The 15,026-nt window shown below is 44.9% G+C and carries 11 protein-coding genes; 3 read left to right on the top strand and 8 right to left on the bottom strand.

Features of this window, described 5'->3' with window-relative positions:
- Positions 1-233 precede the first annotated feature (233 nt).
- Positions 234-2,495: a hypothetical protein gene (locus FKG96_RS01020; protein ID WP_149105004.1), complete on the bottom strand. Its 2,262-nt coding sequence runs from the start codon at positions 2,493-2,495 to the stop codon at positions 234-236.
- A gap of 87 nt (positions 2,496-2,582) precedes the next feature.
- On the bottom strand, positions 2,583-4,964 hold the full coding sequence (locus FKG96_RS01015) for an ABC transporter permease (RefSeq protein WP_149105003.1): 2,382 nt from the start codon (positions 4,962-4,964) through the stop codon (positions 2,583-2,585).
- Positions 4,965-5,289: 325 nt separating this feature from the next.
- On the opposite strand from FKG96_RS01015, the gene FKG96_RS01010 reads away from it, so the two are divergent.
- Positions 5,290-6,273, top strand: a complete 984-nt coding sequence (locus FKG96_RS01010; protein WP_149105002.1) for a nucleoside hydrolase — start codon at positions 5,290-5,292, stop codon at positions 6,271-6,273.
- Here the strand turns inward: FKG96_RS01010 and FKG96_RS01005 are convergent, their stop codons facing one another.
- The 4 genes from FKG96_RS01005 to FKG96_RS00990 all read right to left on the bottom strand — a co-directional run bounded on the left by FKG96_RS01005 (position 6,274) and on the right by FKG96_RS00990 (position 9,930).
- Entirely contained in the window at positions 6,274-6,960 is a 687-nt protein-coding gene (locus FKG96_RS01005; protein ID WP_149105001.1) for a hypothetical protein, read from the bottom strand. It lies immediately after the preceding gene.
- A 150-nt stretch (positions 6,961-7,110) separates the two neighbouring features.
- Positions 7,111-7,533 (bottom strand): RidA family protein, encoded by a 423-nt coding sequence (locus FKG96_RS01000; protein ID WP_149105000.1) that lies wholly within the window; start codon positions 7,531-7,533, stop codon positions 7,111-7,113.
- Positions 7,534-7,557: 24 nt separating this feature from the next.
- On the bottom strand, positions 7,558-8,934 hold the full coding sequence (locus tag FKG96_RS00995) for a M20/M25/M40 family metallo-hydrolase (protein WP_246860235.1): 1,377 nt from the start codon (positions 8,932-8,934) through the stop codon (positions 7,558-7,560).
- Between the two features lie 18 nt (positions 8,935-8,952).
- Positions 8,953-9,930: an MBL fold metallo-hydrolase gene (locus FKG96_RS00990; protein WP_013664136.1), complete on the bottom strand. Its 978-nt coding sequence runs from the start codon at positions 9,928-9,930 to the stop codon at positions 8,953-8,955.
- A 175-nt stretch (positions 9,931-10,105) separates the two neighbouring features.
- On the opposite strand from FKG96_RS00990, the gene FKG96_RS00985 reads away from it, so the two are divergent.
- Positions 10,106-10,450 carry a helix-turn-helix domain-containing protein gene (locus FKG96_RS00985; protein ID WP_013664135.1) on the top strand — a complete coding sequence of 115 codons (345 nt, stop codon included), beginning with the start codon at positions 10,106-10,108 and terminating at the stop codon, positions 10,448-10,450.
- A 12-nt stretch (positions 10,451-10,462) separates the two neighbouring features.
- Here FKG96_RS00985 and FKG96_RS00980 read toward each other — a convergent pair whose 3' ends face one another.
- Both FKG96_RS00980 and FKG96_RS00975 read right to left on the bottom strand, forming a co-directional pair.
- On the bottom strand, positions 10,463-11,626 hold the full coding sequence (locus FKG96_RS00980; RefSeq protein WP_149104998.1) for an NAD(P)/FAD-dependent oxidoreductase: 1,164 nt from the start codon (positions 11,624-11,626) through the stop codon (positions 10,463-10,465).
- A 24-nt stretch (positions 11,627-11,650) separates the two neighbouring features.
- Positions 11,651-12,406: an AraC family transcriptional regulator gene (locus FKG96_RS00975; protein WP_149104997.1), complete on the bottom strand. Its 756-nt coding sequence runs from the start codon at positions 12,404-12,406 to the stop codon at positions 11,651-11,653.
- 338 nt (positions 12,407-12,744) lie between these two features.
- On the opposite strand from FKG96_RS00975, the gene FKG96_RS00970 reads away from it, so the two are divergent.
- Positions 12,745-14,997, top strand: coding sequence for a tyrosinase family protein (locus FKG96_RS00970; RefSeq protein ID WP_149104996.1), 2,253 nt, complete (start codon positions 12,745-12,747; stop codon positions 14,995-14,997).
- Positions 14,998-15,026: the final 29 nt, after the last annotated feature.

The following is a 15,026-nucleotide window of genomic DNA, read 5'->3' as shown; positions in this document are numbered from 1 at the left end:
GAGCTGGCAGACGTTATCGCTTTTGATGTTGATCATAGCGTGTTTTATGATTGTTTTTTATCGTTTCATTTATGTCAAGACAGGCACAAACTTTGAAAATACATAAGATTAATTTTGAATTTACATGAACTAAACTTTGAAATTACATGGAATAAATTTTGAATTTGCATAATTGATGCTGGTTTCTGAACAACCGCCTGTTGATCCGATAAACTAGATGAACGGGTGAAGGTTTATTGCGATACAGAAAGATAGAACGCTGACTTACCGAGCGCACCACTTTCGTCGATCCCTTCAACCATGCCAAAAAAAAGACTATTAATATCTGACGAAAAGAACTCAAGCTTGGCATCACCGTTTTTATCGGTAGTTATATCGGGTTTCCATAGCAGTGTATTCCGATAATCGCCGAGTGTATCTTCAGGATAGTCATAAATCGGTTCATAGAAAGTTTTATGAGGATAAAACCCCTTAGATTTTGTAATACCGAACATTTTTAAGAGCTCTTCCTCCGTGTGTTTTGGGTAATGGTAAACGATCCGGGTGGTATTGGATGCATTAAATGCGAAAGGATGGGAGGTGGGGGCGTTCGGACCGGTCCAGACGATATAGGTTTTGCCTTCAACGGGTAATTCTTCGCCATCACCGGCCGGGCAGTTTAGCCATCCGCCATGTGCCCGATCGGTATTGTTTTGATATTTTGCCAAGCTATCGAGATGGCCGATGTACTTATCACGAAAAACGGACTCTTTTTTTTCGGTAATTACCACTTCTTCTAGTTTTATACCTCCCCGGCTCAGACTGGTGATCTGAGGATCAGCCTTGCTTTTGTCGATCATCGGCTTCTCCATGAACGGATATACGGCTTTTCGCCAAGGGTTCAGCGCTCGTAAGCTTATAAAGGGATCTATAACCTTGACGGTATAATCTTTCTTTTTGCCGAAATGCTTGATATAAATAGGATTGCTTACGTGCATTTCTTCCGGAGATAGGAAAAAATTCCCCCGTTCGTCTACTGTTATTAATCGGCTGTCGCGTTGTGCAGCATCAAAAATCATGAGTGCCTGTTGCTTATTTATTCCCTTATTCGTACGGAGAAGTTGGCCCTTAATACTATCTGATAATAAAGGGAATTTACTTTTTTGCCTTGCAGCCAATGCTTGTTCGTTCCATTGATACGAGCGCCATCCTTGTGTAAGCAGTAAAAGGTCTAAGGCTTGATATCGGTTGGTGTTCAAGGTATCGAAATAGTATTTAGGGTTATGCACCTTTCCCCGTAAGCTGTTGGCTAAAAGATAATGCGTCTGTATATCTTTTGCATCAGTGGGGTTGTGGTAAAGCTGATCGTAAATGACGGCGCCAAGGTGTGCCATTACAGGTTTGTGGTTCGGATCTGTGGTATGAATATGGAGGGTCACTTTTTCTTTCCTACCGACGCGTTCTTTAGAGAGCCTTGTTTGAATGATAAGTTGCCGGTTCAGTTTAAGATAAATTAAGCGCTCGGCCAGCGGCCGTAAATGACGATCAAAAAGGGTTGCCTCGGAAATTCCTGCAGGTGCATCTGCCAGGGGCAGTTTCAATACTAAACTGTCTTTTACTTCGCCGGCAGCGGCTATGGATGGTAGCCCCCTGGTTTGTACACGGAAGTAAAAGGGCTGTATAACCGGTTCTTTATTGTAGATGATGAAAAACAGGCTGTCGTCGCGATTTTCCAGCAATCGGAAGGTAAGGCCTTTTTCTTGGATCGGTGGCAGCTGGTATACGCTATCAGCAAAAGGTGCGGCAAGATGTACCGCATATTGCTTGCCACGTTGAGGACGAAATAGAAAACTGCCCATACCGTCATGTATACTGCTGATTGCGGCAATTGGCTTATCGTTTTCAAATAACGTTCCGGATACGTTGCAGGGTAGCCCATTGGCGGTAAGGGCTTTGAAAGCGACGCTGTTGATCACATCGGCTAAGAGCTGTCCACCCTCGGGAAATAGGTGGAACTGTATGATCTGCTGCGTATCCACTTTTTGGGTTCTACGGCCGCGTCGTTTTATTAGGGTGTCTACATTGCCGACAATTTCAATTTTCCGTACATCGAAAAATTCGGGGTTGCTTTTATCGAATGAGTGAGCGGAATAGGCACATAGCCAGTAGCTTCCATTCGGTAGGGAATTGTCGAGATAAATGTGCCCCGATGCAGTTCCTTTTTTGATGGGATATAATTCTTCCCAAACCAGGCTGTCATTGCTGCTTCGCACCAGTTGTATGTAAAGTGTTTGATCGATAGCCGTGAGTAGCTGCTGCTGTCGATCTACCGCATAGGCTTTAAACCATAGGTCTTCTGCGGATTCATAGATGTCTTTACTGGTGCGTAGGTAGATAGCAGTTTGCTGTTGCCCTGCGGAGAGGCATTTTAAGCGTTGAGCTAAGGAGTCTAGCATGGTTCTTCCTTCTTGCGCCCGGGTACCAAGAGCAATCAGCAGCTGGAAAAAAAATAGCAAACAAAAGGTTTTTACGCGCATCTGGCTTATTTGACGCCCCGTAGCCTGAATATACTAAGGGGCGCTCAGTAAATATAATGAAATCCCTTACTCATTTCGCAAACTCGTCACCGGATTGGCGGTTGCTGCTTTAATTGCTTGGAAACCAACTGTGAAAAGCGTGATAATGAGCGCCAGTACGGCGGCGGCGATAAACACGAGCCAGCTGATCTCTACCCGATAGTCATAATTACTAAGCCATTGGCCAAGATAGTACCAAGCCACGGGCACCGCGATGATGCAGGAAATGGTAACCAACAGTACAAACTCTTTTGAAAGCAGACGCAGTAAATTTGCGACGCTGGCACCTAATACTTTTCGGATGCCGATCTCTTTGGTCCGTTGCTCTGCCACAAAGCTGGCCATGCCGAACAGTCCGAGGCAGGAAATGAAGATGGCAAGTACAGCGAAATAAGAAGATAACTTGCCGATGCGTTCTTCTGTTTTGAACTTGTCGCCAAAAGCTTCATCGACAAATGAATACTCAAAGGGAACATCATCCACGTATTTCTTCCAAATATTTTCAATGGTGCTGATGGATTGGCTGGGGTTCTGTTTTGGATTTAACCTTAAGACAATGTTTACCATTGCGTCGTACGTGTCGAGGTGATAAAAGGTTGGCCGCACGGGGAAGAAAGGCGATTCTTGCAAGATGTCGTCAACTACGCCTATAACGGTAAAGCGGTCGTCACCTTGTCGAATCGTTTTTCCTACGGGATCTTCAAGGCCCATAAATCGGGCGGCCGATTCGTTGATGATAAAGGCCGATGAATCGGTAGCCATATCTCGTGAAAAATCCCTCCCCGCTTTTATCTTCCATTGTATGGTTTTGCCAAAGTCGTATGATACGGAGTTATTCGGGAAGTCGGTAGCTAGATCGGGGTCTTTGCCTTCCCACTCAAAGCCGCCATTGCTGTTCCATACACCCGTAACAGGAACGGCTCCGGCCATCTCCTCAATGGCACCGGAATTCTTTAATTCGGTCCGGAATGCCTCGAAATGTTTCCGCAGCTCGTTCTGGAAGGACAAGTTTACTAAGCCGTTTTTGGTGTAACCAACGGGCCGGGCTTTGGCATGCTGAATTTGTTGGTAGACGATAATGGTGCCAATAATGAGCATGACGGATACCGTGAATTGGATAACGACCAACACCCTGCGGGGAACCGATGCAAAACGGCCGACTTTGAAGGTTCCCTTCAACACTTTCAGCGGCTGGAAGGAGGATAGGTAGAAAGCCGGGTAGCTGCCGGCCAGTAGGCCGGTAATAAAAACAAAAACCAAGCTTGCCGTCCAGAATATGGGATTGAGCCAGGGGAGGCCGATTTTCTTGCCCGCGACTTCATTGAAGGCCGGTAAAAATAACACGACCAACAGCAGCGATAAAACAAAAGCAATCAGCACGGTGATATACGACTCGGCGAAGAACCTTCCAATGAGCTGCCAACGATGGGAACCAACAGTTTTGCGGATGCCTACTTCCTTCGCCTGTTTTTCGCTCCGCGCAGTAGCGAGGTTCATAAAATTAATGCAAGCTAATATCAATACAAAGCCGCCAATAAGGCCAAACAGTCGTACATAACGGATACCTCCACCGGTATTTACTCCGTTACGGAACTCATTATATAAATTCCATTTGGACATAGGCTGCAGGAAAACTACCCACTCGGCTTTTTGATCCTCGTCCCTTACATTATCCATTTTCACGTTTTTGATTTTCGAAGAGATGCTTTCCATATCTCCTTTCTCGGTAATCTGCACGAAAGTCTGACTGAAGTTGCTGCTCCAGGGCTGTTCCATTTGGCTGGCCCAGGGGTTTTGGATCAGCCATAAAGACCAGGGTAGGATAACTTTCACATTGGCAAAGGAGCTGTTGCTGGGGAGATTGTCGTATACGCCGGTTACTTTTACTTGTTGGCTGCGATCTAAGGTTATGGTTTTGCCCATGGGATCTTCATCGCCAAATAGGGCTTCTGCAGCCGAGGCTGAGAGCAGAATGGAATGCGGATCGTGCAGGCCCGCCCGGCTTCCTTTCAGCATGTGGAGGCTCAGCATGTCGGGGGCATCTTTTTCAAAGTAGATGCCTTCTTGGTTGATACGTTTATCACCGATGGAGAGCAGCGGATTGAAATTCCAGGACGCCTGTACTACATATTTAAAATCGCTTCCGTATTTAGCCCGTAATTCCGGGCCCATCAAAGCAGGATTGGCAGTTTGGGTACCTATTTTGCCGTTAAAGTTGGCGTGTTGCATCACCTGCGCAATACGGTCATAATTCTTATGGTAGGTATCGAATGTCAGTTCATCATATACCCATAACCCAATCAACATCACGACGGCCATACCCACTGCGAGGCCACCGATGTTAATGGCGCTGTATCCTTTGCTTTTTGCTAAGTTGCGCCAAGCGGTTTTGAGATAATTTTTGATCATCGCGTTTATATTTTGAAACAGAGTATTGGTTTTTTTGCCAGTATGCTGCTCAAAATACATCAGCAACTACGCCAAAAGTATAACTTATTGATTATGTTGTTGTTAATTGAAAGTATGCTTGAGTAAGTGTTCGATTTTGAACAGCTGCTGTTCGTATCCGGACGAATCGCTAATGTTGTTAGGTTAGTTGAAAGTATTTGATGAAAATAACGATTATTTTGAGCCCAATATGGATAGAAGCTTATAGGAGGGCGGATAGTGGCGGATTTTTTGTTTCGGTATAAAGATTAAAAGGATTTTTTATACTTTTAAAACAAACAAAATTATGAAAAAGGCCATTTATATGTTCGCCGCATGGGTGATGCTAAGTAGTATGCAGATGCAAGCACAAGAGCGAACGAGCAAAATTCCAAAACTGATCTTTGATACGGATATGGGGCCGGATTACGATGATGTGGGCGCTATTGCAATCTTACATCATTTGGCAGCGAAGGGCGAGTGCGAAATATTGGCGACCGTTGCCAGTGATAGCCATGTATCGATAGCACCGACTATTGAATTGTTTAATCGGTATTTTAAAAGGCCGGATATCCCGGTTGGGATGGCCGCTGCAGATGCACCGGCAATTGAAGCGGGTAATCACTGGAACGATTCGCTGATCAAGCGCTTTGATCCTTCTTTGCAAGGAAAGCGTTATCCTTCAGCTATTGAAGTATACAGGAAAATATTGGCCGGTCAGCAGGATCATAGTGTAACGATTGTTACCGTCGGCTTTCTGTCGAATCTGAAAGCGCTGTTGCAATCGAAACCTGATCAGTTTTCGCCACTTAACGGCGCGGAGCTGGTAAAACAAAAGATAAAAAAGCTAGTTGCCATGGCCGGTAGCTTCCCACAAGGTGCTGAGTTTAATGTAATGAAAGATGCATCAGCTTCTTATGAGGTTTTTAGGCACTGGCCAAGTCCGATATTGTTCAGCGGCTTTGAAATCGGTAAAGAGCTCTTTACCGGCGGTCGTGTAGCGCAGGAAAGCACCGAGGAGAATCCGGTGGCCTGGGCCTATGCTTATAATCTCCGGACCTACGCCAAGGAAGGCGAAAAAAGCAGACCCTCCTGGGATCAAACAGCGGTGTTGTGTGCGATACGGAATCCGGAAGACTACTTCTATGTAAATGGTCCGGGGCAGTTTGTGGTTGACGAAAAAGGTAATAATGTTTGGAACCCCAACGGAAAGGCCGAGCATTATTTCCTTTCGCATAAATATCCCTATAATGAAATGGCGAAAAAGATTGAAGATTTGATGATGCCGTAGCTAATAAGGCGCGTAGATACCGGTAACCACAGATAACAGTTTACCTTCTTCAAAATAGAGATGAACACGCTTTTGTTTGCCATCGGCTTCGCTATGGGCAAAATACCATTGGGGTGATCGAGCCATGGCCGGGTCAAAATCTTTGTTGGTATTTTTGGAGAACAGGGAAATGCGCTGGAATTTACGCGCGTACTGGTTGATACTGCTAAGTGCTAATAATTGCGGATAGACGCGGCTAACTTCCATACCCACGTTAACACGCATGGGCGAAAAATTGTTGTTGGGCCAGCTGTTAAGCTGCTTGCCATCATTGGTATAAATGGACTTGATGCGGTCGTCTTCAAAATAAAGCTGAACGCCGGTGCCGGTGCCCTTTTCTTCATCAAAGAGTAAGGCATTGTATAAGCCGATTTTTCCGGCTATGTCTTCCATTTTATGATAGATGTTGGATACTACTTGCACGTTGGGGGTATGGCTTTGCAAGCGTTGCTGTACGACCTGATAGGCCTCGGTAGCATTGGCGCCAATGGTAAAGCCTTCTACGAGGCCGCTGCTAATGCTGTCTTTAGCGATTTCTCTCCATTGTTGGGGCTCTACAATGATGGGGTTTTCAGTTTCTTCTTTCTCGCAACCGATAACGAATAAGATACCGAAAAACAGGGCGCAGGCTAGGTGTATTTTTTTCATGACCTTGATTTAGGGGTTTATAAAGAAAACGGGAAGAAGATGGAAAGCGCTACAAGTGAGCCGGCGCGAATTGACGTAGGATATCAAACGGAAAGTAATTGAATACTTTCCGGAAGCGTAGGTAGATGGAGTAAAAAGGGTTTATGAAGACTACAACCTTGCCATGGCACTTATTTCAATGTGTGCGTTTCTGGCAAGTTCTTGTACGGCTACACAAGTCCGCACCGGGTAGGGTGCTTTGAAATGAGCAGTATATAGCCGATTGAAGGTGTTGAAGTGAGTCATGCTGCTCAAATAAACCGTTACGCTGAAAATCTTTTCTTTACTGCTGTTGGCCGTGCTTAGCACCTGATCTAAATTGCCAAATAGCTGGAGCACTTCTTGTTCGAATGTTGGCGGGATGCGGCCTGCCGCGTCTAAGCCTAATAGGCCGGATGTATAGACGACTCCTTGCTGCACCACGTAATCGCTATAGGGCTTTAGCACTTCGTCTGTTTTTGTTTGTGCACTTAGTTGCAAGCATATGACGCTGTAACATAGCGCTAAACAGGTTGTTAAGATGTTAGTTTTCATGGAGATAAATCATTTTATTGTTTTTTACAAACCGTACTCGCTTATCAGGAAGGCCATCACGGTCATGGCCACCGCTCCTAAGGTCACTTCCCTATAATTGAGCTTATCAAGGGTGTCTAATTCGCTATGGTGAATGTCAAACAGCCGATGCGATTCACAATCTAAACTCAGTAATACCTTGGATAAATCTTTCATGGCGACAATGTCTACGCCTCTATGCTTCGGAAGGATACGTCCCATGCCATATTGGGATAAAAGCGAACTATAAGCCGTGATCTGATCCACGGCTTGTGGGTCGCCATCAATACGAAATCCAACCGGTTGAAAGCCGCCGGCGTCAGACTCGATGGATGCAAGGTGTTTCTCCTCATTTTCTCTTGCCGCAGACGCATATTTACTGCCGCCATGGGCACCGGATTCCTCGTTCATATAGAAGATAAAGCGAATGCTTCGTTTGGGTTTGGACGCTAAGGTTTTAAATAAGCGAAGCGCCTCGATGGTCTGTACAATACCCGTGGCATCGTCGCTGGCACCTTCGCCTACATCCCACGAATCAATATGTGCACCGATGGTGATGAATTCATCCGGGAATTCGGCCCCGGTTATTTCGGCAATGACATTGTTCGAAACAATCGCGGGCAAGGTGCTGCAGTGCATCTCTAAAGAGAATCGGAGCGTGGGATTCTCTTTAAGCTTTTGGCTCAGCAGGTCGGCGCTGCGTGTGCCGAGTGCGGCAGCCGGGATTTTGCTGATCCCATCCGCATACTGCATGGCGCCGGTATGCGGATAATCATCCTTGGCAAGTGTTAGTGAACGCACTAAGGCGCCTACAGCCCCTTTTTTGGCAGCTTCAATGGCGCCTATGGAACGCTGATCAACAGCTTCTAGGTAGGCTTCAAATGGATCGATTTTAGTGGGATCCATAGCGCGGTTGTAGAAAACAAATTTGCCTTTTACTTTATCGGCCGGTAAGGCCGACAATTCCGCCCATGATTTTACCTCCACAACTTCGGCACGCAAGGTGCCCTTGGTGGCCACCGATCCACCAAGGGCGAGTACCTGCATTTGTTGCAAGCTATGACCGGCCGTTTGGATGAAAGCCTTCTCTTTTGGGCCTCTTTTCCATACCGGAATGTTAACGGCTTGTAAATAGACGCTGTCGGGCCTTAATGCTTCCAGCTGCATCTTGATCCAGTGCACGGCTGCTTCTGCCTGTGGTGAGCCGGAAATCCGGTGGCCGATCTGTTTGGTTAAATCGTGCAGATGGGCCGGTATAGGCGCATTTGTTAGCGACTCATTGAAAAAATGTGCAATCGTTGCTTTTTTGTCTTCGTGCGTCGTTTGGGCTGAAAGATTCCTGAAAAGAAGAAAAACAGCGGCAACGCAAATCCAATACTTCATGTGTCTCATTTTTTTGTTTTACTGTCCCTTGCCTGTTGGGTCGATTGTATAGTTGATGGGATACCAGCGATAACCATTTCCTTCCTTTTTGATATGGCCAATACCTGGATAGGAGAGGTGATCTGCCGCAATCCAGTATTTATGTTGAGCGGCATCGGCGAAAGCCTTTTTACGTGTCATTGCAGCCTGCTCTGGATTGATGTCGTAAACAATTCTTACGTCGGGATTGGGGAATTGTACGGCGGCAGAATGCAATAGATCACCCCAGAACATGATTTTTTCATTTTTGCTGATTAGCTGATAAAAGGTATGCCCCGGCGTATGTCCTTGAGCAGCTACAGGCGTCAGACCTGGAAACAGTTCTTTCCCAAACGCAAAGGTTTTGACCTTTCCCGCGTTCAAATAGGGCAGGATTCTTTCCCGCGCTTGCTCGAAATATACTTTCTTATCGGCCGGAGCGTTTTTATAACTTTCCTCGCCTAACCAAAAGTCCAGTTCGGGTTTGCTGACATATACCGTAGCATTGGGGAAAACCATTTTGTCGCCATCCATCAGTCCACCGGTATGATCGGTATGAATATGCGTCACCAGAATCACATCAATTTGCTTCGGATCATAACCTGCTTTCAAAAGGTTGCGGGGTAGAAAGCCTAAAGACGGTCCGTATAAATCTGCCGTTCCGGCATCTACCATCATCAGTTTGTTATCTAATTTAAATAAATAGGCGTTTACAGACGCTTCGTTTTCGTCGGTTTGAAAGTTCTCAGCAGTAAGGTGGTCAATTTCTTCATCGGTAGTGTTTATCAACAGGTCTTTAAGAACTTGGTTGACACTGCCATCTGAGAGTGCGGTGATTTTAACGTCGCCCAATACCATTTCGTAGCTACTGGGCTGCTTTAAGTAAGGGGATCTTTGTTGTGCGGGCAGCTCGGCATGAATGCCTACAAAGAGGCTGAATAAGGTGCCGAATAGGAGTTTTGAACGTTTAATCTTCATTGTTAATGCTGTTAAATTAAAAAGTTGAATTCTGCGCGCAAGAATTAGAATGCAAATCTAGGGTCGTAGGATCTGATAAACAAGTACGTACTTGATTGTAGCATAGGTACAAAAAAGTACCTATGGCTATAAAATAACAAATTGTTTTACCTTTGTATATAAATACCAGCAGGCTATGTACGAACGTAAGATTCCAAAAAATATAGATTGTGGCGTGGCAGCAACCATGGATATTATAGGTGGGAAGTGGAAGCCCTGCCTTATTTTTAACATCATGAACGGAAACAGGCGGCCCAGCCAATTGCAACGACTCAATCCGCTGGCCACCAGAAAAGTGCTCAACCAGCAATTAAAAGAGCTGGAAGAGCGTGGTGTTATCAGACGGGTAGTATATCCTGAATTGCCGCCGAAGGTGGAATATTTTCTAACGGATTTTGGAGAATCATTGATTCCGGTAATAAAGGTGATAGACCAATGGGGCACTGAATTATTACAAAACCAACCGGTTGAAGCACTTTGATGCTTTTTCTAGTTACCTGTGCCCGCTAAAGAAAGCTAACATTTTTTCCAATGCATGCTCGGAATGCATCGTCTCACCATTTTGGAGCGACTCCCGAGCGGCTTTTGAGGCTCGTTTGCGCATATTCGCTTCGTAAAACGAGAGGGCTGCTTGCAGGGTGCTGAATTTGCCGGATGTTAAGCATTCACTCAGCTCCAGGGCATCACGCATGGCCATGTTAACCCCTTCACCGGCAAATGGCGGCATCACGTGTGCGGCATCGCCCAGCATGGTAAGGTTGGTTTTGGTTTCCCAGTGCTGGTTTAAAGGCATGCAATAGATAGGCCGCGGAATGAAAGGGGGCACAGCATTTTCGAAGAGTTCATTCCAAATAGCACTCCATCCGGGATATTCCTTTTTAAACCAATCCAGCATCCGGCTCGTATCGTTATAATCCAAACCACAATTTTGCGGCCATTGCTCATCGGCTTTGAAGCTGGCGTAAAAACCCAGGTCGCCATTGCCTTTTTGACCGCCCAATATACACTTACCGTTGCCGAAAGCCATTACTTTGCCGCCATTGAATAAGGCTGCCATAGCAGGCGTTGTTTCTTTTGCCTTGTGTATATTGCCTTCTAGCATGACAATGCCTGAATAGAAAGGTTTGATCTCGGTGATGTAAGGGCGAATTTTTGAATTGGCGCCGTCGGCAGCAATCACAATATCGGCATAAACAGAGATCCCATTTTTGAAATGTAGCCGCCAGCCTTCGCCTTCCGTCTCCATGGAAATAAAATGGCTATTCCACACAACCGTTTGGGGTTTTAACGATGTGAGCAATAGATTTCTTAGCGGGCCGCGGTCTATCTCCGGACGGAAATAATCCGCACCGAAATTCTCTTCGGGTTTGGCGTCGTGATCGCTAAAGAGGATTTCGGCATGGGCATTGGTGATGACCTTTTTATCTGCCCCGCGAAGGAAATTCTTTTTAAACGCATCCAATAACTCTGCTTTACGCAAAGCCGCCAATCCGGCGTCTTCATGCAAGTCGAGCGGTGCGCCTTGTACGCGGGCATTTTTGTCTAAATCTCTTTCATATACGTTTACATTGGCGCCTTTTAGCTGTAGTAGCCGAGCTAAAGTGAGCCCGCCGGGGCCACCGCCAACAATAGCAATTTGCTTGTTATTCAGTTCCATACCATTGTATTTAATGGTACAAAATTATTGCTGTTTTAAAACGGATAATAGTACAAATCGGTCGTTTTGGTTTTTGGACAGTTCTTTGGGAACTACGCCGGCGAATTTTTTAATCTCTTTGATAAAATGGTTTTGGTCTGTAAAGTTGAGCTCGGGAAATAGCTTGCCCTGTGCAATATGTGCTAGGGAGGTCCTGAAACGAAGGATGTTGCAATAGGCTTTTAGCGGAAGGCCGAATTGATGTTGGAAATACCGATTGATTTGCCGACTGCTCCAGCCTACGTTCTCAGAAAGTTCTTTAACGCTCATTTCGCCCTTGGTGGCGTAGATTAGCTCGAAGAGCTTTTGTTTTCTTGCGTCAATTTTCTCGGGAAGAAATGCTCGAAGGGTTTGAGATGCTTTTTTATAAAAGGTGTCAAAATCTTTGAAGTCATCCGCATTAAAATGCCAAAAATCAGCGGGTAGATCTTGGGCACTGTTCAAAAAATCGGCGATGGGCTTCTGTAAGATATATTCAACGGCTAAGGGTTTAAAGCTGATAACGAACGTGCGCATTTGGGGAGGAACGCTTCTTTGTTCAGGAAAGGTTTCCAAACCCATCAACATCACCCGAAAAGGGGCGGATGCCGTTTGTGTGAAAAATAAATCGACCCGTCCGTCGGGTAATACAACCACTTCTTTTGGCTGCCGGGCCGGATTATGAAAGAAGCCAATACTTTCTACGAAATCGGCAAGGGCCTTTTCCGGATCCACAAATTTGTAATGAAAGTGCTGATCCACTGTTCCGTTTTGATTGCTAGTGCAAATTCTTTTTTATAGGTACGAAAATAATAAACAAGGCGGAAATTATACAGCTCTTTTAATTTGAAGTAATTGATTTTTTAGTATCTTAGCTATACTTTTTTATGTGAGCTGTTTCGCTTCTTTTAGTGTATTTTTGTTCCGTTTTATATATCTTTTCTCAGTTACCTTTCGTTTGTTAAGATTCTTCAGTAAGGAATTCTCATAATACGTACAACTCTCAAATTTTATAGATTTATCGACAAATAATTCTTACTTTAACTAGCTGTAAGTCAGAGAATAATAATCAATAAAATCAATAATTAAAAGCCTGTATTATGATTTTAGAATTTGCCATCAACGGAAAAAAACAAGGGCCCTTTTACGTTGGATACACACCTGCGCAATGTACATTGCGGTTGTCGGACGGTGTGCCGGGTGGCCTCCCTGTGACTATTGTGCTCAGCAATAACGATCCTTTAACGGGTGGCCAATTAGTGTTTTACCCCGATCTTAGCTCACCTGTAAGCGAAACATTAACATTACAGGTTCCTGGAGATGGGGCTACGGTTAGTTATTATATTGCTGGTAAGCCGGATGTTCCAAGTACGCAATACAATGATGCCGCTATCAATTTCAAGCACAATGACCAATCTGTTCGCATTATTAAATTCACAGTTAGAGTGCGGAAGAATGCAAACTCGCTGACAACTATAGAGCGTGATAAATTTTTAAATGCTTTTGTCAACGTTTTGCTGTCGGGTAATTATCAGAGCTTCCTTGATATGCATAATGAAGCAGCGAATAGTCAAATTCATAACCGAGCGGCCTTTTTACCCTGGCACCGGATGTATCTCCTTGATTTAGAAAGGCACTTACACGAATTTGATAAAAGTGTCATGATTCCTTATTGGGATTTTCAGGCGCCGGCACCAAATGTTTTCACCCTTGATTTTATGGGGGTCCCCACAAGTTCGACAGTAGGTGAATTGCAATTTTCTGTTAATAATCCCCTCAACAACTGGTATATCAATAATTTGCCACCTTTGGCGAGAATACCGCGATTCAACGCGCAACAAAGTCGTGCAAATGTTGAAGCGCGAAGTACTACACTTGGCAGATTGCCTGGCTTCCGGCAATTTGCGAGCATGGAAGGTAACCCACATGGCTCCGCTCATACATCTTTCACGGGGCCTGTAAATTTTGCACCTACTGCTCCTCGTGATCCTTTGTTTTTCATGATACATGCGAATGTCGACCGTATCTGGGCAGAATGGCAAAGCTTGGGTACCGGTAACACGCTTTACGATTCAACTAATATAAATGCTTACAGCCCGGAAACCAATAGATCGCCAAACCCAAGAATTGGTGACTACTTGGACGATACCATGTGGCCTTGGAATGGGGTTACCGGCGGACAGCGCCCGCCTACAGCGCCTGGTGGCCCGTTTATCGCTTCGGTATTTACCAATTATCCGGGACCGACACCTAAAGTTATCGATACGATTGATTATCAGGGTAGGCTTACTAACAAAAGTCTTTATTTTGATTACGATGCCATTCACTTTGTCAATACGGTAGTTCCCCAGAATATATCAGCCATGTCTACAGAAAAAGCAGGGGCAGCGGAAAGCCTAAAAGCAGATATTAAAAAGGCGAAAGATCAAAACCGTCGCGCCCTGGAATCTTTTCTAAAATCAACCGATACAAATGATCTGATGGCTTTCTTAAATAATATGGATATGTTAACAGACCCTGAAAGCATAAAAAAAGCAATTGAAATCCTCAGAAATAGGAAAAATGAAACGGGCATCAGAGTATTGGCTTTGGTTAAATTATTGGAAGCGATTTCGCTGGACGAAAACTTGATAAAATATGTGCTAAGCTTGTTGACGGACAAAAGAGAGCCATTGGATTTAAGAAAAGAGGCGTTGAGAACCATTGAAACAATGAGTTTCACGTCACCTGTTTTTCCTGCTTTGCAACCGGAGATCATTCAGGCATTTAGGGGCCTGATAAACGATTATGATCACGAAATCCGTAGAGATGCCATTGCTTATCTTGCTAAATCGAACGATGAATTCCTTCAACGAACATTGATCAATGGGCTTCAAAATCACGAAGAAGCCGTTGTCTCGGAGGAGATGGCTGTACATTTTTTAGGTTATGACATCCACGCTGGCATTTATCCACTACTACAGAAAATCGTAAAAACCTCAAGTAATGATAACAGTCGTGCAGAAGCACTTTATTTACTCGCCGGCGACCCGCAGGCAAAGGAATTGTCGCGGAGCGTGTTCAGTGATAGAAAAGAGCTTTTTGATGTCCGGAAGAATAGCTTACTGGCATTAAAACAGCAGTCACCCGAGGATTTCCTTGAACTCGCCCAAAAAGCGGTGCTTGATGGTGATGAAAGCGAGAACATACGTGCAATAAGTTTCAATGTCTTGAGTCATCATTGGGCAGTAAGCGGTAAACCGGATGAAAAGTTTTTGGATCAAGTGAAGAAGGACCTTCCTAATTTACCAAAGGAGCTAGCAGCAGGAATTACTTCGTTCTTGGAAAACAGGGATGAAGAACCCGAGCGGTAGGTAAACGAATAAACGGCATTATTGCAATT

Origin of the sequence: Olivibacter sp. LS-1 (assembly GCF_008245145.1) — a bacterium.
Lineage (GTDB): Bacteria > Bacteroidota > Bacteroidia > Sphingobacteriales > Sphingobacteriaceae > Olivibacter > Olivibacter oleidegradans.
Note: the sequence above shows the minus strand (reverse complement) of the source record. Positions and strands in the feature narration are given on the sequence as shown.